The organism is Novilysobacter viscosus, from assembly GCF_046600715.1.
In the GTDB taxonomy this organism is placed as follows: domain Bacteria; phylum Pseudomonadota; class Gammaproteobacteria; order Xanthomonadales; family Xanthomonadaceae; genus Lysobacter_C; species Lysobacter_C viscosus.
Genome location: NZ_JBJMAV010000001.1, coordinates 618153 through 642140, shown reverse-complemented (window position 1 = coordinate 642140; position 23988 = coordinate 618153). Strand labels below are relative to the sequence as shown.

The following is a 23988-nucleotide window of genomic DNA, read 5'->3' as shown; positions in this document are numbered from 1 at the left end:
GCAGCAGCCTGCAAGGACGGCAGGCGGACCGCACTACCCGGCGTCGCGCCGGAGGCGTCCCACGCGCTTGCGGTACTGGCGCACGTTGTCGCCTTCGATGCTCGCGCGCCGCGTGCCCTGGACCGTGTCGATCTTGCGGTCACTGCCGGTGACCGGTTTCGCCACGACGTCGGTTTCGTGCTCGAAGGCGTGCGACTTGTCGGTGTTGCGGTAGAACCGGTACAGGCCCCAGTACAGCGCGACCGCACCGGCCGGGCCGAGGGCGAGAAGCCAGAGTCCGCCGTCGTCGCTCATGACGCCACCACCAGGAATGCGATCGCCAGGGATTCGATGAAGGTGCCGACGCTGAGCGCGGCCAGCAGCAGCTTCCACTGCTGGACCGGCACGCTGCCCATGGTCTCACCGGTGCGGCCGTTCACCGCGATGTAATGCAGCATCCCGCCGCCGTTGCCGCCGCGCTGGTGGTACGAGTACAGCCAGACGGGCAGGTACATCGACACCCAGCGCGTACCGTGCACGTCCAGACCTTCCTGCTCCCAGCGCACGCCGCGGTCGTAGCGGCCCACCGATTTGCCGACCTGGGCCCGTGCGATGGACAGCAGCTGGTCCTGCAGGCGCGGGTGCAGGTGGTCGACGTCCCGGTCGCGCTTCTCGGAGCTGAAACCGGACAGGAACGACGCGTTCCATTTCACCGCGTTCTTGGTGTCGAACGGCAGGATGGTGTTGATGATGTTGTTGGTGTTGGCACCGGTGTCCAGGTTGCCGCGTTCGGTGGAGGATTCCAGCGGCAGGTCGTCGACCGTGAAGTCCACGTGCCGTTCGACGTGGTAGACGTCGGCGTCGTAATAGGTCTTCTTCTGGTCGCCACTTCCCTTGGTGTAGCGGCGGGTCTCGATCTCGCCTTTGCCGACGACGTCCACGCTCGCCTTGCCGTCGACGATCATGTAGGGCAGGTACACGCCGATGACGTTCTCGGGGGTGAACTCTTCCTTGAACGCCTTGAGTGCGAACATCCGCCGCTTGTCCACGAACTGGCGGATGCGCGCGACCGCGTCGTCCTTGCGGATGTGGAAGGGCAGCACCGCGTCGGGCACCGCGCCGTTGGCGACCTGTTCGTTGACGCCGAAGACATGGCGGCACCAGTGGCAGCGCGCCGTCATGGCGTTCTCGGTGTTGACCGTTACTTCGGCACCGCACCCGGTGCACTTGAAGCTCATCAGGCTGGCGGTATCGGCCTCGATGTCCCGCGCGCCCGACGCGATGACGGTGCCTTCCAGCTCGTCCAGGCCGGTGCCGAAGCCGAATTCCTCCTCGACCCGTTGCCCGTGCCACTCGTTGCGGCAGTACAGGCAGACCAGCATGTCGCTGCCGGGCTTGTGGCGGATGTCGGTGGCACCGCATTTCGGACAGCGGTTGAGGCCATCGCGCAGCTCGGCAGCGGAGGTGTCGATGCTGGCCGGGTCGGGCGCACGCAGCTCGTCGCGGATCGGCCCGGGCAGCGTGTCGGGGTCCACCGGGAAGCTTCCCGGTGGCGGCGGCACGTCCTGTGGCGAGCCCGGGCCGATGACCGGGGGCGCCGGCTGCACCGGCGGCGGCGACGGAGTCTTGGGGTTCGACATTGTCCGGCGGGCTACCGGCTCAGAGGCCGAGTGCCTTGGCCTTGACGGCGTCGTAATCGGCCTGGGTGATCAGGCCCAGGTCGAGCATTTCCTTGGCCTTGCCCAGCTTGGCGACCGGGTCCTCGGCAGCGGGCGCGGCCGGAGCGGCGGGCGCAACCGGCTGCTGCAGGCTGCCGATGCCACCCATCATCCCCGACGCCATGCCAAGGCCCATGATGCCTGCGGCGCCGCTGTTTTCGCCGGCCGACTGCATGCCGGCCGCGACACTGGCCTGCAGGTTGGAATTGCCACGCGAGCCCGACAAGGCGTCGGCGCGCTGCACCGTCTTGAGCAGTTCGCGGGTGTTGGCGTCGTACTCGATGGAAACGATGGCGGTCTTGACGATGGCCAGCCCGCGGTCGGATTCCCACTGGTAGGCATGTTCCACCGCCTGCGAGAGGCTCCGGGCGAAGCCAAGCGAGTCCTGCTGCAGCTTGGTGATGCGATTGCCCTTGCCCGGGTCGTTGGTGTACAGGCTGAAAGCCGGCGCAAGCGAGCCCACCACTTCGTTGAACAGCTGGCTGGCAGCGGCGTTCTCCAGGTCGGTGAAATCGAACACCTGGCCCGGCTGGAGGTAACGCGCCGGCACGAAGTTCTTCACGAACAGGATCGGGTCGACGACCTTCAGCGTGTACGAGCCACGCGTGACCGCGCCGACCTGGGTGCCGAGGAAGCCGTCGTCCCAGTAGATTTCCGATTGCGTGCCGAAACGGTTTTCAGGCAGCTCCTTCAACGATACGAAGAAGGCGGCCTGCTGCGAACCGGGCTGGCCGCCGAACTTGAAGCGCTCCCAGCTCTGCTTGATGAGCGGCGAGACGATGCCGTCGCCGGCGAAGATCGACTGCGAGTCAAGGTGCTCCGATCGCCATTCGTAACCGCCCGGTTCCGCGGCGAATCCGGTAATCGCCCCGTCCTGGAACAGCAGCAGGCCATACCCCTCGGGTACGACGATCTTCGAACCGTTGGTGATGATGTTCGAGGAACCCGAGGTGTTGGACCCGCGCCCGGCATTGGTGCCCCGCGGGACCGCGGCGAACAGCGCCGCCGTCGCCGGCAGGCCATCGGGAACCGTGTAGAAGTCCTTCCACTGGTCGCCGAGCGAACCGCCGACCGCGCCAACCACCGCCTGTACAAGACCCATGACATCACTCCGTGATTCGAGCCGGGCACCGTGCCGACCATGCGCGGCGACTATACATTCCCGGCCGGAACGGCGGACGTCAGTCGAGGGGCACCGCGCCCTGGAACGTCCACGCCACGAAACGGCTCTGCTTGCTGCCCTGTGCCATGCCGGCTTCGCGAACGGCGACGGCGCCGGCCTGGCCAAGCTGCCTGCGCAGCCCGGGCAGGTGTTCGGCCCTGGCGACCAGGCTGCTGAACCAGCGCACCTGGTTCCCGAAATCGACACTCTCCGCGACCATGCGCCGCAGGAACCCGGCTTCGCCGCCTTCGCACCACAACTCGTGGGCGTGTCCGCCGAAATTCAGTTGCGGGCCCGCTGGCTGGCGCGCACCCGGCGTGCCGAGCTGGCGCAGCTTGCGCTGGTTGGCGCGGGCGGCGTCCCCCGCGCAGGCGTGGAAGGGTGGGTTGCACAGGGTGAGATCGAACCGGTCATCCTCGCGCACGACGCCGCGGAACACATTGCCGCGGCGTGGCTGGAGCCGTAGCGCGATCGCCTTGTCCAGGCCGTTGGCGGCAACGATCGCCGCCGCGACCTTCAGCGCGGTCGCATCGATGTCGGAGCCGACGAAGCGCCAGCCGTACTCGGCATGACCCAGCAGCGGATAGATGCAGCTGGCCCCGACGCCGATGTCGAGCACGCGTATCGACGTGCCGCGCGGGATCGCGCCGTCCGCGGCCCCGGCAAGGAGGTCGGCCAGTCCGTGCAGGTAGTCGGCGCGGCCGGGGATCGGCGGACACAGCGCTCCGTCGGGCAGGTCCCAGTGGGCGATGCCGTAGTCGCAGCGGAGGATCGCGCGGTTGAGTTCGCGCACGGCGGCCGCGTCGCTGAACTGGATGCTCGCCTCGCCGCGGGGCGTGGTCACCAGGTGTTGCGAGAGGGCAGGGCAGGCATCTGCCAGCCGCGAAAAATCGTAGCGTCCCTGGTGCCGATTGCGTGGGTGCAATCCGGACCGCCCCGGAGCACTGCCTGCGCGGGGCCCTGCGCGCGTGGGTGGCGAGGGTGTCATTGGAACGATGTGCTCGATGCGGGTCGGCAGGGTGGGGCAAGGTACCTCGGAACGCGCCCAATGTTGCCGGAAAGGGTGCCAGCCGGTGGCCCGCCCGCAGCTCGACGGGCCGGCACGGGCATCCTCCGTCGGGGCGGTGGCGGGCCAGCGCCCCTCCATTGCGGGAGAGGGCCCCTGCCGGCCGGGCAGGGGCCTTCTCGCAGCCGATTGGCTGTCGAGGTATCGCTGGCGGGGCTCGCAGGATGTGCACGTAAACCCGCGCATGCGTTCGGGCTACTCGAACGGCGGGGTCTCGCCCTCGCGCCACAGATTGATGCTGAAGGCGCCTGGGTTGGCTACCGCAATGGTGCTCTCGAAGTCGTCCCAATAGGTATTGCCGTTCAAGTACCTCCATGCCCACGGGTCGATGTGGCTGGGCGCGGCCCAGCCGAAAGGATCGATGGTGCCGCGGAGACCGTTGACGCCGTAGCCGGTGTCCTGCAACCGGAAGTCATGGAAGCGATGCCCGGACAGGTTGGTGAGCCGCCACACCCCGAAGTGCAGGTGATCGCCGCTCGAGCAGCCCGTGGTTCCGTTCTTCCCCAGCTCCTGGCCGCGCTGGACAATGTCGCCCGTCTCCACCGAGAACGAGGAAACGTGCGCGTAGTAGGTCACGAACTCCTCCGCATACTCGCCCTCGCCCACGCGGTGCTGCACGTAGATTTCCTTCTGCGGCGAAGGGCATCCAAAGGCGGTCACGTCCCGGTCGCGCGCGGCCAGTACGCGGCCCCGTGCGACGGACACGATGGGCTTCCCGGCGGGCATGCTCCAGTCGTACGCGGACTCGCGCACGCTGCGACCGCGTCCGAGCCGGTCCACGCCACGGTTCCACCCGGGCTCCTGCACCTGGCCGAACTCGGTCACGTCCCAGTCCTCGCGATAGATGTTGAAGTTGAACACCGACGGCATGCCTACGTCGGCATTGGGATCGGATTGCCCGCTGTCGGTCTTGCCCCAAGGCAGCCCGAAAACCGGCAGGCGTTGCGGGGCGACGACGAAGACACAGTGCGTCTTCTTCTTGCTGGTCGCGTCGTCGTACGCAAATGCGGTGGCGGCACTGCCCTGGGCGGCATAGATGCCCAGACCCTGCCTGCAATTCCAGAGAACGTTGTTCATTCCACGCGTATCCCACAGTCCCGCCCTCTCGATCGTGCCGCCGGGCGAGGAGGCCAGCAGTGCACCACACGGATCCGAGTCACCCTGGCTCAACGTGGCGAAGGCCCAGCCACCCGTCGGGTAGGACACCGAGCAGTAGCGCCCGTAACCCTGGGGAACGTCCGTCGCAGGCACCAGCCGCCTGACCCGCCGGGATGGTGCGGCAGGCGCGACCACCAGCTTTCTGCGGCCGGTGCGCTCCAGGGGCGGGTTGCCCGCAGTGGCGTCGGCATGCCGGGCCCAGGCCTGCGCGCTGCCCTGCCTCGAGGGGCGCATTCGGGCGTCGCGGGGGGAGCGGGCGTCCTGGACGGTGGTGCGCGTGCCCCGGCGCAGCTCTTCCTCCTGTGGTGCATCCTGGCCGGCGGCGCCGACGGAGAGCGATGCTAGTACAGCGGCAACACCTGCCACGGCTGCGCGCGGCGCTGACGGGTACTTCCTTGGGTTCCGCATGGTCCAGTCCTCTGTGTGGTCCGGACATCGGTCCGAGTCCGGGGCGGCCGATACGGCACGCCACCCTTTGATACGTACGATCGAGTTGGCGCGGGACAGCAATCGGTACCGATGGGTGCCAAGGGTGCTGGTAATGACGTCGATGGACGCCTCGCCGCTGGCGCACATCTGCCGACGGCCGGGCAACAGGCAGCCCGGGACACAGGACCGCGCGCATGGCCGCCATGCGGCGCGCCAACTTCCGGGCCATGCGTGCCGCAGTCGCGCCCGACCATCCGTGTATTCCAGCCCTCATGGACACTGCGCATGTCGACGGCACACGGGATTCCCCTACGCGTGCTGTTGACGCTCGCCGCAGCGCTGTTGGTGGTGGCGCACCTGATGGGAGCTCGTGGACGGCGGCGTGCGCAGCCATCACCTGTTGGGCCGTAGCGACCTTCCGGCGATATCGAACGCAAGGGGGCTGCTGGTGTTGCCGGTGCTGGCGTGGTTCGCAACCGGGCGCATGCTGGCGCCCAGCGTCGCCCCTGATGGTGCCCGGCGCGGCGGTCCGGTGCTGCTGCGCTGGGCGGTCGCGCTGGCTTACGGCGTCGGCCTTTCGGTGGCCTTCACGATGGGATTGGAGGCAGTGACCCCTTTGATGTTCCAGGCGCTTTTCGTGGTCGCCGTCGTGTTGCCGCTTTACCGGCGGAGTACCTGCTGGGTTTCGTGCTCGGCATGACGTTCACCTTCGGCGCGGTGCTGCCACTTCCCGGGGCCGGTGCCTTCGCGCTTCTTTCGGTGGTGGTGCACCCGCTCGCCCGGCGCGTCGTGCGGGCGTTGTTGCGGCGCCAGGCCGCGGCGGCCTGACCGCCACGGCAGGGGCCGGGTCCAGCGGGCCGGGGTAATGGCTAACGCTGGAACCAGCTGCGGAGGCGGACGAGCAGCAACTCGACATCCGACAGGGCGGCGCGCTGCGAGCGCACGCGGACCGCTTCAGCGGGGGCGTCGGTGGAGATGTCGTCCACGCCCAGGTCCATGTAGCGCGCCATGCGCGCGGGGTCGTTGACCGTCCATACCTGCAGCAGGTAACCGCGCCGGCGCGCGTCCGCCACCGCCGCGGCGTCCAGTTGCAGGTGGTTGAGCCCCAGCATGTCGAAGCCGGTCCGTCGTGCGGTACCCGGCAAGGCGGCATTGGCAAACAGCGCCAGCCGCGCCTCCGGGGCGGCGGCGCGGGCAGCGCGCACCAGCGCGGGGGACAGGGACGCGAGCGTGACCGCGTCCTGGTAGCCGCCGCGCTCGACCTCCAGCAGGGTCGCCGCCAGTAAAGCTTCTGCGTTGTGCGCATCCGGCTTGAGCTCGACGACCGCCAGGGCGCGGCGATCGATGAAATCCAGGGTTTCGCCGAGGGTCGCGATGCGCTGATCGGCGAAGGCCGGATGGAACCAGCTGCCGATGTCCAACCCGCGCATGGCCGACAGCGGTGTCTCGACCACGCGCCGCGGATCACCGGCCACGCGTCGGAAGTCGCTGTCGTGGAAGACCACCACGGCGCCGTCGGCGCTAAGCCTGACGTCGAGCTCGATCGCATCCGCCCCCGCGTCGATCGCGGCCTGGAACGCGGCACGCGTGTTCTCCGGAGCGACCGCCGACGCGCCGCGATGCGCGGTGACGATGACTTCGGGGCGCAGCTTCATGCTGGACACCGCAAGCGTCGCCTGCGCCACCGCCACCAAGAGGAACGCGACCTCCGCCCCCCATACGAAGCGCCCCGGGTGTTTCGGGAGCGGTTCGGCGGAGCGGGCGCAGCGGGCGCCACCCAGACGGTGGAAGAGGGCGCGCACCAGCAGCGCATTGATCGTCGTGCCGAGAAACAGCGCACCCAGCACGGTGGCCGCATAGGTCGTGAGGTAGGCCGCCATGCCCGCGCTGACCAGCAGCCGGTGTGGCGGCAGGCGATCCAGAAGTGCTGTCACCGCGCCCCCGTAGAGCTCTGTGACGACCAGTGGCAGCAGGGCCGCCGAGATCGCAACACCGACCACCAGCATGCCGATCCTCAGGTGCCGGCCACGGGTGAGCGAGCGGCTCCGGGCAAGCGCCGCACAGGGCGAGAGGCTTTCCAGCACCAGCGCGGGGGTTGCGAGCAGCCACCGGAAATACAGCGTCGCGTGCATGGCCAGGCCCACGGCCAGCACCGGCAGGAACGCGGCGAGGAACCACCACAGCCCGGAAGGGCGGGAGAGGGCCACGTAGTAGGGGTCGTAGGCGCCCAGGTGGACGCGGTACAGGGCCCCGCCCACCGCCAGCCACGGAACCGCCACCAGTGCATGGGTCAGTACCTGCAGGGCTGCAAGCCCGGCCAGGGGTCCCGCCCTCCGCAGGACGCCCAGCAGCGCCATGGCGGCGGTGCGATAGCGGCAGCCGTGGCTGGCCGAAACCAGCAGCATGCCTGCCTGCTGCAGCATCACCACCCACCACGACAGCGCGCCGGCCAGCATCAGCCAGGCGAGTGCAAGCACGCCGTCCAGCGGCCGTTGGAACACGCCGGCCAGTGGCCGTTCTATCCAGTGAAGCAGGGCGGCCAGCGACCACGTGGTCAGCGGCGCTGCCGCTATCGTGGCGAAGGCGGTGAACAGCAGGTACCAGGCCAGCATCGGGCGCAGGTGCCGGCGCAGGTCCTGGCGCATGTCGTGGAGCAGGATGCCGCGCAGCAACTGCCGGTCGCCGGGCACGTCGGGTCGCGTCGCTTGGTCGCGGCCCGTTCCGGCGATGCCTGTCCCCGTCCCATCGTGCATCGGGCAAGTGTAGACAAGCAGGGAGGTGGGTCCCGGGTGCAACCCCGTCCGGCATGTGAAACCCGGCACGGCTTCACGCCCGCCCGCTTAAATTGTTCGCAGAATAGGGCCGTGAAGCTGCCTACGCCCCATCGCCTCGCACAGATCTATTACGTCCCGCGGCTGCTGAGCTTCGCGCTGACGTTCGTTGCCGCCCTCGTGCTGTTCCACGAGCGCGCCATTTCCATTGCGCTGCTCGCCTATGGCGCTGGCCTGTTCCTGCTGTATCCGCAACTGGTCCACGTGTGGGCCTGCGTGGCCTCGGACAGAAAGGCCGCGGCGCTCCACGGCCTGCTCATCGATGCGTTCCTGGTCGGGACCTGGGTGGCGGCGATCGGCTTCAACGTGGGCATCGGCTTTGCCCTGGCCAGCTCGGTGTGCATGAACAACACCATCTCGGCGGGCTGGAAAGGCCTGGGCAAGAGCGCGGCGATGTTCACTGCCGGGTGCGCGGTGTCCGTCGGGTTGCTCGGATGGCGCTTCACGCCCCAGGCGAGCCCTATCGCCTCCTACCTCGGGCTGGTGTTCCTGTTCGGCTACCTGATGCTGGTGGCGTCGGTGTTCTATTCGCAGAGCGTCCTGCTGGTGCGTGCGAAGCAGGAGGTCGACCGCAAGCGGCTGCTGTTCCAGGGGCTTGCCGAGGCCGGACTTGCGATGGCCAACGCCGGTGGGCTGGACGAGCTGGTGTCGGGCTGGCTGAAGCACCTGCAACCCTTGCTGCCGGCCGGGACAGGGCGCGGGGTGGTGGTGCGCGCGCCCCAGCGGCCCGGGCTCACTTACCACGCGACCTTCCAGGGCATCGACGATGCCGAGCAGGCGCGCCTTCTGCATGTGGGCACGCAGGCCCTGGCGGAGCGGCTGGACAGTGAGGGAGACATCGACAAGGCTGCCAGCGCCGCCATCGATGACGACAGTGGCGCGGAGCTGGACTACGAGTTCCTGCCGGTCCCGGTGGAGGCGCGATTGCTCGATGCAGTCTTCATTCTGAGCCGCGACCACTGCCTCTCGGATGTGGAGCACAGCGTCGTCCGGTTGTTCCTGCAGCAGCTCGGCGCTGCGCTGTCCAACTACTCCCTGACCCAGAAGCTGACCGAGCTGGCCAACACCGACGGGCTGACCGGGCTGGCCAACCGCGCTCGGCTGGACGAGCGCCTCGCCCAGGTGATCGGCCAGAAGCGCCGCCAACGAACGGCCGACTTCTCTATCGTGATGGCCGATATCAATGGGCTCAAGCAGGCCAACGACGTCTATGGGCACGAGACCGGTGACCGATTGATCCGGGCTGCGGCCGACGCGCTGCGACGCACCTGCCGGGACACCGACCTGGTTGCACGGATGGGCGGGGACGAGTTCATCGTGATGTGCCCCGCCACCACCACCCGGGAGGCGTCCCACTTCCTGGAGCGGCTGGCCGAAACGGTGCGCGGCACCACCATCAAATGCCACGCCAGCGATGGAACACCGGTAGAGCTGCCACTGAGCCTGAGCGTAGGGGTGGCGGACTCGCGCGAGACCGATCCGGCCGCCGTCATGCGCCTCGCGGACGAGCGCATGTACGAGGACAAGGCGGGGTACTACGCGGCCCAACCGGCCGACTGACCCGGGACATGTTTGCGTGCGGCGCGGGCAGTGCGTGTCCGCAGCTTCGCGGCTCGGATGCAGGGGAGTGGCGAGGTCCAGGGTCGTCCACGGGTGCTTGGCGCCGTGGTGCACGACCCAATCGGAGCGATGCAGCCAATGCGGGCCGGCACCCGGTTGGGCGACAATGGCGCCGCAGCAGGGCGCCGCATTCCCGTGGCGCGTGCCGGCAAGCCAGGAAAGACCACAAGATGAAGGGATTCGACTTCCCGGGTGCAGGCGCCATCGGGGCAATCCTGGCCGTACAGGCGGTGCGCTATCTGGCTGCCACCCAGTCTTTCGCGATGGTCTTCTTCCACGCCGGCTGGCTCCTGCTTGCATTGGCCACCTGGGGAGATGCGTCCGGCTCCGACAGCACCATCGGCGGCGTCACCCGGGTGCTCATCCGTGCCTACGCCTGGCTGGGCGGCGTTGATGCCAGCGGCCACGGTGATGGGAATTCACTGATGGCGGTGTGGGCCAAGCTCGGGCTTGTCATCTACGTGGTCGAGGCGCTTTGGCACAGGGTCGCCGGCCCGGCCGAGCCGATGAAGCTGTGGCACATCATGGGAATATCGTGGCTGGTGGCGCAGCTCGGGTACGTCGTCGCGATGTATCCCACCGGCGACCTGGGGGAGGGCGCGGTGGTGATCATCCTGTTCCCGATCCTCGCCGGTCTGTCGACCGGCTGGTCGGTGGCCGCGCACCGTCTCGCCGCGGCCGTCGAGGCGTGGATCCATGCCGGAGTCCAGCGCAAGGGTCAGGAAGGTACCTGAAGGAACCCGCGCAAGGGGCGGGATCGCGCTGCCATTGCCTTGCTGAAGTCGGTTGCCCTGATCCTTCGCAGCGGAAGTTTTCGCAAGGTGTCGACTACGTAACCATGGCGTGTTCGCCCGCCTCCCCAGGAGCCGTCGGCCGGCTAGGGCGAAGTCGAGCCCGGATGAGATGCCGCCGCCTCAACCACGCTCTGGCCAGCACCATTACTGGCGCCAATCGGACCGAGGTCCGCCAGGTCCACCCCCTCGATGCAGGCGACATTGAACCCGAACTCGGTCGGCACGCTACGGCGCTGGTGGTGCGTATAGATGCCGCAGATGCTGCAGAAGTAATGCTTGGCGATCCTCGCGTTCCACTGGTAGAGCGACAGCGTGTCCTCACCCCGGGTGACCCGCAGCCCCTCCAGGGGCACGCCCGCCATGACAGCCCCCTTTTTGCTGCACAGGGAGCAATTGCAGCGACGGACGTTCTCGAACCCGTTTGCCAGGTCCACCTCGAACTCCACCGCCTTGCAGTGGCAGGTCCCCTTCATCGTCTTCATCTGCAGCTCCATTTGCGTGGCGGTTTCATGTCTTGCCCGGGGTTCTCTTGCCCGGGGTTCCCGACTGGCCCGACCGGTCCGGCCACTGGAAGATCCAGGCACAAACCGCTCCGCCGGCCAAACCCGGGACGAAAGCCAGGCCCAGGTCCGTCCAGCTGGCCTCGCTCGGTGACCCGACACCTGAAGCGAATAGCGCGGTGACACCGCCTCCGACTAAACCGACCCCGACGTAGAAGTGCTCTCCCTTCAACCGCAACGCCATGAAGCTGGCGATGAGCCCCGTGAGGGCGGCGGGGGCGGCCCCGATCGGGTAGGCGAAAAGCGCCAGGAAGAGGAACTGGAAAAGCGTGGCGTCCTCGTGGGGTCTTCCAACCAGCACCGCGCCCGCTACGACGAGGTAGCCGACAAGGGGTCCGATGAGCGTGAACAGCACCAGGCTCTTCAGCACGTTGGCAAGGCGCTCGATCATCCCCCTGATTGCTGCGTCCCACGCGGCTCAGAGCTGCGTGCGCACCACGCCCAGGTGGGCGATGACTTCGTCGATTTCCCGCTTCGACTGCGCGTAGTCCGGCCCAGGCTGCGAGAGCAGGACCAGCATCGTGGCCGGATGGGTCACCAGGTCCTTCATGTGGTAGCACACGCCGCTGTTCTGGATCTTCGGCAGCGCCCCGTCAAGGTGGTAGTCGCGCTCGATGGTCGCGTGGTCGAGCTGCTTCCAGTTGTCGCGGACCTGCAGGGCTGCGTCGAGGTAGGCGTCGCAGTGAGGCTGCCGCTGCACGTAGGCCGGCACCATTTCCGCGGCCAATGCCATCAACGCCTCCGCCTGGCCGGTGAGGGTGGCGACGTCCGCACGCGCGGCGATCGCATCCGACAGCGCGCGCGCCTGCTCGCCGTACGTGTCCAGCGCAGCCAGAGCGGTGGAGGAGGCGGGCGACGTGGCGTCCACCGACGCCGAAGGGCTCGACGCAACCGGAGCAGGCGAGTCCACAGCGGCGACTTCGGCCTGCGCGGGTTCGACAGGCGTGGGAGTCGGGGGTTCGCGACCGCAGGCGGCAAGCGAACTGGCGCAGGCGACGGCGAGCAGGGTCATCCAGGCATTCATCGGGGCACTCCGGTCGGAATTCGGGAAGTCGCCGGGTTTGGCGAAGCGGACGCCGTCGGATGGCCATCCCGGCCATTCGCGCGCTGTACCGGATCGGTGTTCGATTGCGGAAGCGCGCGGCCGGCGGGGCACCGCTCTGCGCAGTCTACACCACCAAATGAGATCGAATCGCATTTGTGCGGGGTGGCAAGAGGGGCGTGTCCTTCAACCGTGGAGGCCCTTGCGAGCACCTCCAACGCGCGCGTTGCAGGCTGGATGGGCAAGGCGCGTCACATGGGTCCGGACCGTCAGGCTGGGTGCTTCCAACCAGCGCAGCGCGTTGGAGAGGATGGGCCGGTCGATGCCACTGCGGGCCCGGCTTTGCGGTCGCATCCCGGTAAGCGGGTGGCGCAATTTTCACCAGCGATGCATTCGTTCCGGGCGCCAGTCGGGGGCGTGGCGCGGTTGACAGCCGACGGCGCGCGGGTCACGGTGTGCCCTGGATTTTCGCAGGATCCTGATGTCCAGTACGCCCCCAATATTCGATGAAATGGGCTGGCCCGACGCGATCCGGCCGCCCTATGCGCTGATCGACGCCTGGTTGAAATCCGCCCCGGCGGACCAGCTCGCGCTCAAGCGGCGCGAAGCCGAAGTGCTGTTCCGGCGCATCGGCATCACCTTCGCGGTCTATACCGAAGGCGGCGATGCCGAACGGCTGATTCCGTTCGACCTGATCCCCCGCGTGCTGGCCCAGGCCGAGTGGCAGCGGCTGCGGAAGGGGCTGGAGCAGCGGGCCAAGGCGCTCAACGCCTTCCTTCACGACGTCTACCACGACCGCGACATCATCAGCGCCGGTCGCGTCCCCGAGCGGCTGATCCTGCACAACGCCGAGTTCCGGCCGGAAATGAACGGGCTGGACCTGCCGGGCCGAATCTATTCGCATATCTCCGGCATCGACATGGTGCGCACGGGGCCGGACGACTACTACGTGCTCGAGGACAACTGCCGCACGCCCTCGGGCGTGTCGTACATGGTCGAGAACCGCGAGGTGATGCAGCGGCTGTTCCCCGACCTGTTCCGCCAGGCACGCGTGGCGCCGGTGGCGCATTACGCCGACGAGCTGCTTGAAACGCTGCGCTCGGTCGCCCCACCCAACTGCCAGGGCGAACCCACCGTGGTGCTGCTCACGCCGGGCATCCACAACAGCGCCTACTACGAGCACGCGTTCCTGGCCGACGAGATGGGCATCGACCTGGTTGAAGGCGCGGACCTGCTGGTGCGCAACGATGTCTGCTACATGCGTACCACCGCCGGCTTGGAGCGCGTGGACGTCATCTACCGCCGCATCGACGACGACTACCTGGACCCGCTGGTGTTCCGCCCGGAGTCCGCGCTGGGCGCGGCCGGCCTGCACTTCGCCAACCGCGCCGGAAACCTGACCATCACCAACGCGGTGGGCGCGGGGATCGCCGACGACAAGGCCGTGTACATGCACGTGCCGGAGATGATCCGTTTCTACCTGGGCGAGGAGCCGCTGCTGTCCAACGTGCCCACCCATGATTGCAGCAAGCCCGACGAGCTCAAGTACGTGCTCGACCACCTGGACGAACTGGTGGTCAAGGCCGTGCACGGCTCCGGCGGCTACGGGATGCTGGTCGGGCCGCACGCCAGCAAGCAGGAACTGGAAGACTTCCGCGCGCTGCTGAAAGCCAAGCCCGAGACCTATATCGCCCAGCCGACCCTGGCACTGTCCACCGTGCCCACTTTCGTCGAGTCCGGCGTGGCGCCGCGGCACGTGGACCTGCGGCCGTTCGTGCTTTCGGGCAGTGACAAGGTACGGGTGGTGCCGGGCGGCCTGACGCGGGTGGCACTGCGCGATGGCTCGCTGGTGGTGAACTCGTCCCAGGGCGGCGGCACCAAGGACACCTGGGTGCTGGAGGACTGATGCTCGCACGTACCGCCGGTGACCTGTTCTGGCTGGCCCGCTACATGGAGCGGGCCGACTACGTCGCGCGCCTGCTGCAGGTGGCCGGCCACATGAATGCCGTTCGCGTGGACACCAACCGCAGCAGCGAGTGGGAGTCGGCACTTGTCGCGGCCGGCTGCGAGGAAGGCTTCAAGGAGGCCGGAAGGTCTGCCGACGAAGCCGGAGTCATCCATTTCCTGGCCTTCGACCGTGCCAATCCGTCGTCCATCGTCAATTGCATCGAGATCGCGCGCCGCAATGCGCGCTCGGTGCGCACCACGCTGACCACCGAGATGTGGGAGGCAGTGAACCAGACCTCGCAGGAACTGGCCGACTTCACCGTCGAGGCCCCGCTGGATGCCGACCGCCTGGCCGAGTTCCTGGACTGGGTGAAGGCGCGCGTGGGCCTGTTCCACGGCGTGTGCTCCAACGGCATGTTGCGCCGTGACAGCTTCTGCTTCATCCGCACCGGCCAGTTCCTCGAGCGCGCCGACAACACCGCGCGCCTGCTGGACGTGAAATACCACGTGCAGCTGCCCGAAGTGGCCGACGTCGGCGGCGTGGTGGACTACTACCAGTGGCTTGCGATCCTTCGCGTGGTCGGTGCGCGGCGCGCCTACCGGGTGCTGTTCAAGGGCCGGGTGCAGCCGGCGCACGTCGCCGAACTGCTGATCTCGCGTGCGGTGTTCCCGCGCTCGCTGGCCTTCTGCTACGAGCAGATCACCCAGCACCTGGACGCGATCCAGGCACAGGACACCCAGCTCGCCGTCGACGCCCGCCGCCAGGCACACGTCATGTACGCGCAGCTTCGATTCGCCCGGATCGACCAGGTGATCGAAGACGGACTGCACGAATACCTCACAGATGTGATCGACCGCACCCGCGACCTGGGTGCCAGGATCGCCCAGGGACACCTGTTCTGACCATGCAGCTCACCATCGCCCACGACACGCGCTACCACTACGGCCAGGCCGCATGGCTGGTGGTGCAGGCCCTGCGCCTATGGCCCGCCCCCAGCGCCAGCCAGCAGGTCAAGCACTGGCGCGTGGAGGTCGACGGAAGGACGTTGCAACCCACCGGCGTGGACGGCTTCGGCAACCCGGTGGCCACCCACGCCATCGATCGCCAGGTCAGCGACCTGCACCTTGCGGTGCACGCGCAGGTGCGCACCCTGGACAAGAGCGGCGTCCACGGCGAAGACGCCGGCGGGCTGCCACCGATGTTCTTCCTCAAGCCCACGCCGCTGACCCTGCCGTCGCCCGGGATCATCGCCCTGGCCAACTCGGCGGCGGGCGAGGGCGAGGGGCTGGAGCGCCTGCACCGGCTGGCCAATGCCGTACGCGACAAGGTGGACTATGTCAGCGACACCACGGACGCCTGCACCAGCGCCGCCGAAGCCTTCGAGGCCGGCAACGGCGTCTGCCAGGACCACGCCCAGGTGTTGATCGCCGCCGCCCGCCACCTGGGCTACCCGGCGCGCTATGTCAGCGGCTACCTGTGCCCGATGGAGGCCGGGTTCCCGGCGGCCAGCCATGCCTGGGCCGAGCTGTTCGTCGAGGGACTGGGCTGGGTGGGGTTCGACCCCGCCAACCGGGTTTCGCCCGACGAACACTACGTGCGCGTGGCCTGTGGCCGCGACTACCGCGACGCCGCCCCGGTGCGTGGCATGCGCCGCGGCGGTGGCGACGAAACACTCGACGTGGACGTCCGCATCACGCAATCGCAGCAGACCAGCCAGTAACGTAGCTGCCCGCGTTCCTGTCTTTGGGAGATCCGAGTGACCTATTGCGTTGGCCTGATGCTCGACCAGGGCCTGGTGATGTTGGGCGATACCCGCACCAATGCCGGGTTCGACAACATTTCCTGCTTCTCCAAGCTGCAGAAATTCCATGTGCCGGGCGAACGCCTGATCGCCACGCTGACCGCCGGCAACCTGGCGATCTCGCAGGCCGTGCTCAACATGGTCCAGGACGGCGTGCCGGACCCGGAAACCGGCCAGGTGGAGACCATCTACACCGTGCCCACCATGTTCCGCGCCGCGGCCCTGGTGGGCGAAGCCGTCCGCCGCGTGCACCGCACCCACGGCGATGCGATGAAGCAGCAGGACGTGGCCTTCGACGTTTCGATCATGCTGGGCGGGCAGATCAGCGGGCGTACGCTGCGGCTGTTCCATGTCTACGCGGCCGGCAACTTCATCGAAGCCACCGCCGATACGCCCTACCTGCAGATCGGCGAGCACAAGTACGGCAAGCCCATGCTTGATCGCGCCGTGACCCGCGGGACCAGCCTGATCGAGGGCGTCAAGCTGGCGCTGATCTCGATGGATTCCACGCTGCGCTCCAACCTCAGCGTGGGCATGCCGCTTGACCTGCTGGTCTATCGCAACGACAGCCTCGACGGTGTGGTGGAGCAGCGCATGGAGGAAGGCGACCCGTACTTCGCCATGATGCGCGAGCGCTGGTCGAATGCGCTGAGCGAGGCGCACCGGCAGATCCCGGCGCCGGACTGGCTGTCGCCGTAGCGCAAGGTGGTCTTTGCCCCAGCCCGTGAGGCGACGGGGATAGGCTTGGGCGAGGAGTCAGACCCGGGGCGCCGCCCATACGCTCCCAGATGAAAACGGGCCCGCGACGTCTTGCGTCGCGGGCCCGCGGCTGCGTGTTGAGCTACAGAAGGCTCAACGCAGGACGAGCACGTCGGTCACCGTGCCGGTCGTGGCCAGCACTACACCGGTGACCTCGTCCACGGTAATCCCCAGCGCATTGAGGTCCACGTCCAGGCCGTCCAGCAGGCTGATGTCACCCACGGTGACCTCGGTGTCATTCCCGCTCAGGATCGGGCTGTTGTTCAGCACGTTCTCGACCGCCACCAGGTTGTTGAGGCTGTCCACGACCTTGACGTCGGCCACGTCATTGGCGGCGAGCTGCACCACCGCGCCCACCAGGCCCGCGGCACCACCGGCCTGGGCCTGCTTGTTGGACTTGTCGGGCTCGTGGGCCGCGGCAGGCATGGCGATGGCGGCGGCAAGCACGGTGGCACAGGCAAAAGCGATCGAATTGGTCTTGGTCATGGGTGGATCCTCAGTTCTCGGGGGAAGGTGTCCTGGCGGGATGGAGCGAGCCGGGACGCAGCGGAGGATGGCAGCCAGGGGTTAATCGGCCATGACCCGAAACCTGGCAGGACGAAACAATCACGATCAAAATCATCGCGGCGAAACATTCGGCCGCCGAAGTTGAATTCCACGTTTACCCGCGTTGAACCCGGGCGAACCGGAGCAGGAAGGCAGAGGCGCGACAAGGCTCCCCGCCGGGTGGATATGAGGTTCCCTTTGGGTGCCGGGTGCCGGGTGCCGGGTGCCGGGTGCCGGGTGCCGGGTGGCGCCGGCCAAAGAGGGAGATGACCCTCACCCGGTTTTGGCGACAATACGCATCCCGTTCCCCTTGTCCGCTTCCATGGCCCCATTGCGCGCGCTACTGACCGCCTCCCTGCTCGGGGCCAATACCGTTGTCCATGTCCTGCCATTGCTGTTGGTGGCGCTGGTCAAGGCGCTGCTTCCTCTCGAACCGTTGCGCAGGGCATGCAATGGGCTGCTGACCGGGATAGCGGAGAGCTGGATCGGCTTGAACAGCTGGATGCTGGACCATTTCACCCGTACCCGGGTGGACGTGCAGTTGGACGCGATCCTGCGCAAGGACGGCCACTACCTGGTGCTCGCCAACCATCAGAGCTGGGTGGACATCGTGGTCATGCAGAGGGTGTTCAACCGGCGCATACCGCTGATGCGCTTCTTCCTCAAGCAGCAACTGATCTGGGTGCCGTTGCTGGGGCTGGCGTGGTGGGCGCTGGATTTCCCGTTCATGGGGCGGCACACGCCCAAGCAGATCGCGCGTCGTCCCGAACTGGCAGGACGCGACATCGAAGTCACCCGGCGTGCCTGCGAGAAGTTCCGTTCGATTCCCGTGGCGATCATGAACTTCGTCGAGGGCACGCGATTCACGCCTGCCAAGCACGCCAGGCAAGGGTCGCCGTACCGGCACCTGCTCAAGCCGAAGTCCGGCGGCGTGGCGTTCGTGCTGGATGCGATGGGTGAGGGCCTGAACGCGATCCTGGACGTGACCATCGCCTACCCGGGCGGGCGCCCCACGATGGTGGACCTGCTGTCCGGGCGCGTCCCGGAGGTCCGCATGCACGTGCGCCAGCGCGCGATCCCGGAAGCGTTGCTGGGCGGCGACTACCAGAGCGACCGCGGGTTCCGTGCCCGGTTCCAGCAGTGGATGAACAGCCTCTGGCGGGAAAAGGATGCAGACATCGCGCACCTGCTGGGCGAAGGGACCGATGCGGGCCAACGCAAGGAGGGCGTCGAGGGGTCGCAAGGCGCCGCCGACCCGGAAGCCCCGCCCGTCGCGTAGCCCGGGCAAGCGAAGCGTTACCGGCGCCACCCGCGCGCCAGCGCGCCAGCGCGCCAGCGGGACAGCGGGACAGCGGGACAGCGTAGGTTGGCCCACGGGACTGGCCCGGGCTACACCTGCAGGCGCTGGTCCAACTCGTAGTGGATCAGCACGACGCATTGCGACGCGAACAGCATCGTCCTGCCCAGGGTGATCCGGGCCGCGCCCAGCCGGTCGAGGCTGTTGAAGGTCTTCCTGGGCATCGGGATGTGGTCGGTCAGCAGGAAGCAGGGGTTGCCCTGGAACTGCTGCTCGCGGATCGGCGTGCCTTTGCGATCCATGACGTACAGCTGGTGGTCGCGGGCCAACTCCTGGACCAGGCGCTCGAAACTGATGGTGCGCACGGTGACGCCGGGCTCCACCGGCCGGGCGTCCTCCTTGCCCATCCCGCCGGAGGCATCCAGCGCCTTGGCCACCTTGCCCAGCAGGGCCTGCTCGTTGAAGCCGCCGATGTCGTGCATGGCGCTGGCATCGAACCGGATCGTGCGGGAATAGTCGCGGGTGCTTTCCAGCACCAGGTGCACCACCACGTCGGAGCGGTGCGACTGGGCCACGAAGATCGCGTTCATCAGCGTGTGGGCCAGGATCTCGGTATGGGCGTCCTGGCCCACCGATGCCAGCAGCTTCGTGCTGTCGGTGGGTGCTGCCCGCGCTCTCAGTACAAAGGTTCGCATGTGTCTGGTCGCAGTCCGTCGTCTGTGGAGGTCGGCACCCGGCATGTCGCGGGGCATTGTCGGTCAGACCCGGCCCAACCGGAACGCCCCGGCCCGCGAACCCGGGAGCAGGGCAGGTCGGTACGCCCCGTTGCGATCAGTCCTCGTCCTGGGCTTCTTCGCGCCCCTGCTGGCGGATCAGTGCGAGCTCACGCGCGTCGTTGATCGCATCGCGCACGCTGTCCAGGTCGACGGTGCGCTCGTCGAAGGTGAAGCGCCCGGTGAGCTCCGTTTCGGGTTGCAACACGCCGGCTTCGAACAGCGCCCACATTTCCTCGCCGTACCAGGTCTCGAGCAGTTCCGGCGCCCAACGACCCAGGCTGGCGGTGAGGTTGTTGACGTCGCGCAGCAGCATGGTGCGCGCGGCGTTGTTGCCCGCGGCGCTGACCACCTGCGGGAAGTCGATCACCACCGGGCCATCGGGACCGACCAGTACGTTGTACGCGGACAGGTCGCCATGGATCAGGCCGCAACACAGCATCCGCACGACATCGCGCACCAGCACGGCGTGGAACTCACGGGCCTGCGCCGGGGTGAGCTCGACCTCGCCCAGGCGCGGGGCGGTGAACCCCGCCGCATCGGTGACCAGCTCCATCAGCAGCACGCCGTGGAAGAAGCCGAATGGCTCGGGCACGCGCACGCCGGCTTCGCGAAGCTGGTAGAGCGCGTCGACCTCGGCGTTCTTCCACTCCTGTTCCTGCTGCCTGCGGCCATAACGGCTGCCGCTGGACACGGCGCGGGCCTCGCGGCTGCCGCGGGACTTGCGACCCTCCTGGTACTGCACGCGCTTCTGGAAACTGCGCTGCCCCATGTCCTTGTAGACCTTGGCGCAGCGGACGTCGCCGCCCGCGCGCACCACGTACACCGCGGCTTCCTTGCCGCTCTTGAGCGGGCGAACGACTTCATCGATGACGCCTTCGTCGATCAGCGTCAGCAGGCTTGCAGGAGTCTTCACGGGGTCCGGGGGCTGGGTCGCGGGTCGGGGCCGCGCGACGGGCGCGCAGTGTGGCCCAAAACGGGCCTTCGTGCTCTGGGGCGGGTCGAGCGCGGGATGGCGCCATCCGGCAGTCGAAGGCCGCTATCGGGCAGGCCCTTCGTTGCGGTAGACACCGGGACGTGCAAGCGGGAAAGTGCGTGCTGGCACCTGTGCCTGCAAGCCGGGTCCCTTGGGGCCCACCACCGGGAGATGTCGATGCGTGACGCTGGATTGCTCAAGGCGGTTCGGCTGGTCAGCCTGGTCGCACTGGTCGTGGGTGCGCTGCTTGCAGTGATGATGGTGCTGACCGAAAGCGAGCCCGGCGCCCTGCCGCTGGCGCTCATCGTGGTGGGCGCGGTGGGTTACGGCCTCTCGCGGCTGCGCACCCGCGGAGGTTGATCCGTGCCGGCAAGCGCCCGCCATTGCCGTTGCCCGTGGGTCGTGTCCGTGGGTCGTATCCCATGAAAAAAGGCACTGCCGCCATCCTCCAAGGCCCCGCCATACGCGCCACCCGTACCTTCCAGCTGCTGCTGCGGGTCGGCCTTGCGCTGCTGCCGGCGGTGGCGATCGCGTATCTCGCCGTCTTCCAGGACCCGGGGCTGGCGTTCAAGAGTCACGTCTTCCATGAGGTGGCCATCGCGGTATCGACGCTGCTGAGCAGCTTCGTCACCTATGTGACGTGGCTCTGTTACCGGTCATCCGGGGAAGTGTTCCTGCGCTGGCTGGTTCTGGGCCTGCTCGGCTTCACCCTGCTGTATGCCCCGCATGGCGTCTTCACCCGCTTCGGGGACGCGCACCTGGAACTGTTCGTGGTGTACGGCCCGGTATCTCGGCTGGCCATGGCGGTGTGTTTCCTGGTGGCGGTGCTTCGCTTCGGGGTGCCAGCCGACGAGCCCGCGCGACGGACCCTTCGCACATTCTGGGTGGCGGGGACCGGGGCATTCCTGGCGGCCGGCGTCGCAGTGGGTGCAGCCGCCGTGCTGCTTGCGCCGCAGGACATGCACCTGGCCCGCAGAGCGCTGGAAGTCCTCGCCCTGCTGGCATCGCTGCTGGCCATCGGGGTGCTGAACCGACGTCGTTCGCGCTCGCCCCTGCTGCTGGCGTACCTGTTCTCGCTGGCGATGTTCGCCCAGTCCTCGGTCGCGTTCCTGCTGGCCGGGGCATGGAACCACCAGTGGTGGCTGGGACACGGGATATTCGCCATCGGCTTTTTCCTGCTGAGCTACGGCGTGGTGCAGGCGTTCCACACCACGCGCTCGTTCTCGGCCGCCTACAGCCAGGAAGAGCTTGTCGAACACCTGCGGCTGGAGAAGGTGCGTGCCGATCAGGCGCTGGTGGAGCTCGAGGACGTCAACCGGCGCCTGAAGCGGCTGGCGACCACCGATTCATTGACCGGCGCGGCCAACCACCGGCAGTTCGCCGAGCGCGCGGAGGCCGAGGCGAGTCGCGCACGCCGCAAATCCACGCCACTGGCGTTGCTCGCGCTGGACCTGGACCGGTTCAAGGACGTCAACGACCGCTACGGCCACCAGGTGGGCGACGAGGTGCTCAAGAGCTTCGTGACCGCCGTCAGGCAGGACCTGCGGCCCAGCGACCTGGTCGCGCGCACCGGCGGGGAGGAATTCAAGATCCTGCTGCCCGAAACCGCGCTGCCCGAGGCCGAAGCCATCGCCCATCGCATCCGTGAGCGCGTGGCCGCGCTGTACGTCGCCGTGGGCGATGCCACCGTGACATTTACCGTCAGCATCGGTTGCGCCGCCCTGGAAGACGGCCTTTCCGCCACCGAGCGGATCGCGGACGAACGCCTGTACCGGGCCAAGGCGATGGGCCGCGACCGGGTGGTGGCTGCGGACGCCGTATAGGATCGACGGTCGAGGGGCACCCGTGGGGTGAGGCAGGGTGGCTGCCGTGGGGTGCCCGGTGCTCTTCCAGTACCATCCCTCCCTTGAGCGGTATGGCCCAGTGGGGGAGTTGCAGCATGGTTGCGGGACTGTCGGATTTCATCGCCACCAACAACGCGCGGATCGTAGACGAGTGCGAGGCGTTCGCACGGACCCTGGGGCCGGCGGCGGAAGACATGGATCGCGAGGCATTGCGCGACCACATCGGGCAGATCCTGGCGGCCATCGCTGCGGACATGAAGCTGCCCCAGACCGAGTGGGAGCGATCGGAGAAATCCAAGGGCCACGCCCGCGGGCAAGACGCCCCGGGGAAGTCGGGTGCGCCGGGTCCCGCTTCCGAGACGCACGGTGCGCTGCGTGCCGCCAGTGGCTTCGACATCACCCAGACCGCGGCCGAGTACCGCGCCTTGAGGGCGTCGGTGATCCGGCTGTGGCTGGGGACCTCGCCCAAGCTGGGGCCCGACGAGGTGGAGGAGCTGACCCGTTTCAACGAAGCGATGGACCAGGCCCTGGCCGAAACGCTGATGCAGTTCGCGACCGCCGCCGAGACCAGCCGCAACCTGTTCCTGGCCGTGGTCAGCCACGAGTTGCGCACGCCACTGGGCACCATCGCCGGCTCGGCGGAATCGCTGCTGCATGTGGCCAACCAGCATCCGGCGCTGCGGGATGCCTCCACGCGGATCCTGCGGGGTGCGCGGCGGATCGAAAGTATCCTGGACGACCTGCTCGACTACGTGCGCAGTGGGACCAATGGCGGGATCCGGGTGAACCCGACAGCCACCAGCATGGACGAGCTGTGCACCCGTATCGTGCACGAGGTGGAGGCCGCTTTTCCCGGCAGCCGGATCGAACTGGCCCAGGATGGCGACATGGCGGGGTGCTGGGACGGTCAGCGCATCGCGCAGGCACTGTCGAACCTGATGAGCAACGCCATCAAGTACGGCGCCGCCGATGCGCCGGTTCGCGTGGTGCTGGCAGGCAGCGCCCCCGATGAGGTGGTGGTGGCGGTGCACAACCGGGGGACCGTGATCGCCCCTGAAACCCTGGAGTCGCTGTTCCAGCCGCTGGTGCGGGGTGAAGTCGGCGACCCGACCGGAACCAGCCTGGGGCTCGGGCTTTTCATCGTCCGCGAAATCGCCAGTGCGCACGGTGGCTGCGTCGAGGTGGCGTCCTCCAACGAGGGGACGGTGTTCCGCTTCCGGTTGCCCCGCAATGCCCACGGGACGCGGGCATCGGCGATCGGGCGGATGAGGCGGACCTGAGCACCCACCTCCCGACCGGCTGAGCGGCGGCACTTGCGCGCTGCCCTCGCAGTTTTCGAGGTCGGCCTGTCCCTGCTGCCGCGACACCGGCAGGATCATGCGGGTCTTGTCCGGCGCGGTGCGCGATACCGGCGATACGACCCAAAACAGCAAAGGCCCGGAGCAACCCGGGCCTTTTTTGCCTGATGGGGACAGGTCAGACCGGCGCGAAGCCCTTGCTCGCCTTCTTGTCGCGCTTCTCGGCCTTCTTCTCCTTCATCGACTTGGCCGGCTTCTTCTTCTGTTCCTTCTTCTGGTCCATACCCTTGCTCATGTGCTTCTCCTCGGCGCGCGTGGCGTTTGACTGCGGGTGATGCAGTCGGCCGGTGAAGTATGCGCCAGCAGGCAGGCTGCAGCGAGGTGGTG

General features: G+C 67.9%; 24 protein-coding genes. 12 read left to right on the top strand and 12 right to left on the bottom strand.

Annotation, left to right across the window (positions count from 1 at the left end):
- Window positions 1-33: 33 nt before the first annotated feature.
- The 5 genes from ACJQWL_RS03005 to ACJQWL_RS02985 form a co-directional block, all read right to left on the bottom strand.
- Window positions 34-294: a hypothetical protein gene (locus tag ACJQWL_RS03005; RefSeq protein ID WP_330967782.1), complete on the bottom strand. Its 261-nt coding sequence runs from the start codon at window positions 292-294 to the stop codon at window positions 34-36.
- Window positions 291-1619: a TFIIB-type zinc ribbon-containing protein gene (locus ACJQWL_RS03000; protein WP_330967781.1), complete on the bottom strand. Its 1329-nt coding sequence runs from the start codon at window positions 1617-1619 to the stop codon at window positions 291-293. The genes ACJQWL_RS03005 and ACJQWL_RS03000 overlap by 4 nt, the downstream gene beginning before the upstream one ends.
- Before the next feature lie 19 nt (window positions 1620-1638).
- Window positions 1639-2799, bottom strand: a complete 1161-nt coding sequence (locus tag ACJQWL_RS02995; protein ID WP_330967780.1) for an SPFH domain-containing protein — start codon at window positions 2797-2799, stop codon at window positions 1639-1641.
- Between the two features lie 79 nt (window positions 2800-2878).
- The gene (rlmF, locus tag ACJQWL_RS02990) at window positions 2879-3847 is read right to left on the bottom strand and encodes a 23S rRNA (adenine(1618)-N(6))-methyltransferase RlmF (RefSeq protein WP_330967779.1); all 969 of its coding nucleotides are present in this window, start codon (window positions 3845-3847) and stop codon (window positions 2879-2881) included.
- A gap of 273 nt (window positions 3848-4120) precedes the next feature.
- Window positions 4121-5317: a M23 family metallopeptidase gene (locus ACJQWL_RS02985; protein ID WP_330967778.1), complete on the bottom strand. Its 1197-nt coding sequence runs from the start codon at window positions 5315-5317 to the stop codon at window positions 4121-4123.
- A gap of 565 nt (window positions 5318-5882) precedes the next feature.
- On the opposite strand from ACJQWL_RS02985, the gene ACJQWL_RS02980 reads away from it, so the two are divergent.
- Together ACJQWL_RS02980 and ACJQWL_RS02975 are read left to right on the top strand one after the other, a co-directional pair.
- Window positions 5883-6212 carry a hypothetical protein gene (locus ACJQWL_RS02980; protein WP_330967777.1) on the top strand — a complete coding sequence of 110 codons (330 nt, stop codon included), beginning with the start codon at window positions 5883-5885 and terminating at the stop codon, window positions 6210-6212.
- Window positions 6209-6340 carry a hypothetical protein gene (locus ACJQWL_RS02975; RefSeq protein WP_330967776.1) on the top strand — a complete coding sequence of 44 codons (132 nt, stop codon included), beginning with the start codon at window positions 6209-6211 and terminating at the stop codon, window positions 6338-6340. The genes ACJQWL_RS02980 and ACJQWL_RS02975 overlap by 4 nt, the downstream gene beginning before the upstream one ends.
- Before the next feature lie 41 nt (window positions 6341-6381).
- Here the strand turns inward: ACJQWL_RS02975 and ACJQWL_RS02970 are convergent, their stop codons facing one another.
- On the bottom strand, window positions 6382-8202 hold the full coding sequence (locus ACJQWL_RS02970) for a glycerophosphodiester phosphodiesterase family protein (RefSeq protein WP_411300686.1): 1821 nt from the start codon (window positions 8200-8202) through the stop codon (window positions 6382-6384).
- Between the two features lie 174 nt (window positions 8203-8376).
- Between ACJQWL_RS02970 and ACJQWL_RS02965 the strand changes: the two genes are divergently transcribed.
- Both ACJQWL_RS02965 and ACJQWL_RS02960 read left to right on the top strand, forming a co-directional pair.
- The gene (locus ACJQWL_RS02965; protein WP_330967774.1) at window positions 8377-9903 is read left to right on the top strand and encodes a sensor domain-containing diguanylate cyclase; all 1527 of its coding nucleotides are present in this window, start codon (window positions 8377-8379) and stop codon (window positions 9901-9903) included.
- Between the two features lie 230 nt (window positions 9904-10133).
- Window positions 10134-10697, top strand: a complete 564-nt coding sequence (locus tag ACJQWL_RS02960) for a hypothetical protein (RefSeq protein WP_330967773.1) — start codon at window positions 10134-10136, stop codon at window positions 10695-10697.
- 143 nt (window positions 10698-10840) lie between these two features.
- Here ACJQWL_RS02960 and ACJQWL_RS02955 read toward each other — a convergent pair whose 3' ends face one another.
- Genes ACJQWL_RS02955 through ACJQWL_RS02945 form a run of 3 tightly spaced genes read right to left on the bottom strand, consistent with a single transcriptional unit; the run spans window position 10841 to window position 12341 of the window.
- Window positions 10841-11239 (bottom strand): GFA family protein, encoded by a 399-nt coding sequence (locus ACJQWL_RS02955; RefSeq protein WP_330967772.1) that lies wholly within the window; start codon window positions 11237-11239, stop codon window positions 10841-10843.
- Window positions 11240-11264: 25 nt separating this feature from the next.
- Window positions 11265-11708 (bottom strand): inner membrane protein CbrB, encoded by a 444-nt coding sequence (gene cbrB, locus ACJQWL_RS02950; RefSeq protein ID WP_330967771.1) that lies wholly within the window; start codon window positions 11706-11708, stop codon window positions 11265-11267.
- A 27-nt stretch (window positions 11709-11735) separates the two neighbouring features.
- A complete protein-coding gene (locus tag ACJQWL_RS02945) occupies window positions 11736-12341 on the bottom strand; it encodes a hypothetical protein (RefSeq protein ID WP_330967770.1) in 606 nt (201 codons plus the stop codon).
- Between the two features lie 499 nt (window positions 12342-12840).
- Here ACJQWL_RS02945 and ACJQWL_RS02940 point away from each other — a divergent pair, with 499 nt between their 5' ends.
- The 4 genes from ACJQWL_RS02940 to ACJQWL_RS02925 are packed head-to-tail and all read left to right on the top strand — an operon-like array spanning window position 12841 to window position 16807.
- Window positions 12841-14265, top strand: coding sequence for a circularly permuted type 2 ATP-grasp protein (locus tag ACJQWL_RS02940; protein ID WP_330967769.1), 1425 nt, complete (start codon window positions 12841-12843; stop codon window positions 14263-14265).
- Complete coding sequence (locus ACJQWL_RS02935) at window positions 14265-15209, top strand: alpha-E domain-containing protein (protein WP_330967768.1); 945 nt, start codon at window positions 14265-14267, stop codon at window positions 15207-15209. The genes ACJQWL_RS02940 and ACJQWL_RS02935 overlap by 1 nt, the downstream gene beginning before the upstream one ends.
- A 2-nt stretch (window positions 15210-15211) precedes the next feature.
- A complete protein-coding gene (locus tag ACJQWL_RS02930; RefSeq protein WP_330967767.1) occupies window positions 15212-16027 on the top strand; it encodes a transglutaminase family protein in 816 nt (271 codons plus the stop codon).
- Between the two features lie 36 nt (window positions 16028-16063).
- Complete coding sequence (locus ACJQWL_RS02925; protein WP_330967766.1) at window positions 16064-16807, top strand: proteasome-type protease; 744 nt, start codon at window positions 16064-16066, stop codon at window positions 16805-16807.
- A gap of 153 nt (window positions 16808-16960) precedes the next feature.
- Here the strand turns inward: ACJQWL_RS02925 and ACJQWL_RS02920 are convergent, their stop codons facing one another.
- Window positions 16961-17353, bottom strand: coding sequence for a hypothetical protein (locus tag ACJQWL_RS02920; RefSeq protein WP_330967765.1), 393 nt, complete (start codon window positions 17351-17353; stop codon window positions 16961-16963).
- 382 nt (window positions 17354-17735) lie between these two features.
- Between ACJQWL_RS02920 and yihG the strand changes: the two genes are divergently transcribed.
- Window positions 17736-18692 (top strand): 1-acylglycerol-3-phosphate O-acyltransferase, YihG family, encoded by a 957-nt coding sequence (yihG, locus tag ACJQWL_RS02915; protein WP_330967829.1) that lies wholly within the window; start codon window positions 17736-17738, stop codon window positions 18690-18692.
- A 110-nt stretch (window positions 18693-18802) separates the two neighbouring features.
- Here yihG and trmY read toward each other — a convergent pair whose 3' ends face one another.
- The gene (gene trmY / locus ACJQWL_RS02910) at window positions 18803-19405 is read right to left on the bottom strand and encodes a tRNA (pseudouridine(54)-N(1))-methyltransferase TrmY (RefSeq protein WP_330967764.1); all 603 of its coding nucleotides are present in this window, start codon (window positions 19403-19405) and stop codon (window positions 18803-18805) included.
- A gap of 136 nt (window positions 19406-19541) precedes the next feature.
- On the bottom strand, window positions 19542-20399 hold the full coding sequence (locus ACJQWL_RS02905) for a PA4780 family RIO1-like protein kinase (protein ID WP_330967763.1): 858 nt from the start codon (window positions 20397-20399) through the stop codon (window positions 19542-19544).
- Window positions 20400-20636: 237 nt separating this feature from the next.
- Here ACJQWL_RS02905 and ACJQWL_RS02900 point away from each other — a divergent pair, with 237 nt between their 5' ends.
- The 3 genes from ACJQWL_RS02900 (at window position 20637) to ACJQWL_RS02890 (ending at window position 23583) form a co-directional block, all read left to right on the top strand.
- On the top strand, window positions 20637-20819 hold the full coding sequence (locus ACJQWL_RS02900; protein WP_330967762.1) for a hypothetical protein: 183 nt from the start codon (window positions 20637-20639) through the stop codon (window positions 20817-20819).
- 62 nt (window positions 20820-20881) lie between these two features.
- Entirely contained in the window at window positions 20882-22282 is a 1401-nt protein-coding gene (locus ACJQWL_RS02895; RefSeq protein ID WP_330967761.1) for a GGDEF domain-containing protein, read from the top strand.
- Window positions 22283-22398: 116 nt separating this feature from the next.
- A complete protein-coding gene (locus ACJQWL_RS02890; RefSeq protein WP_330967760.1) occupies window positions 22399-23583 on the top strand; it encodes an ATP-binding protein in 1185 nt (394 codons plus the stop codon).
- The last annotated feature ends 405 nt before the right edge of the window (window positions 23584-23988 follow it).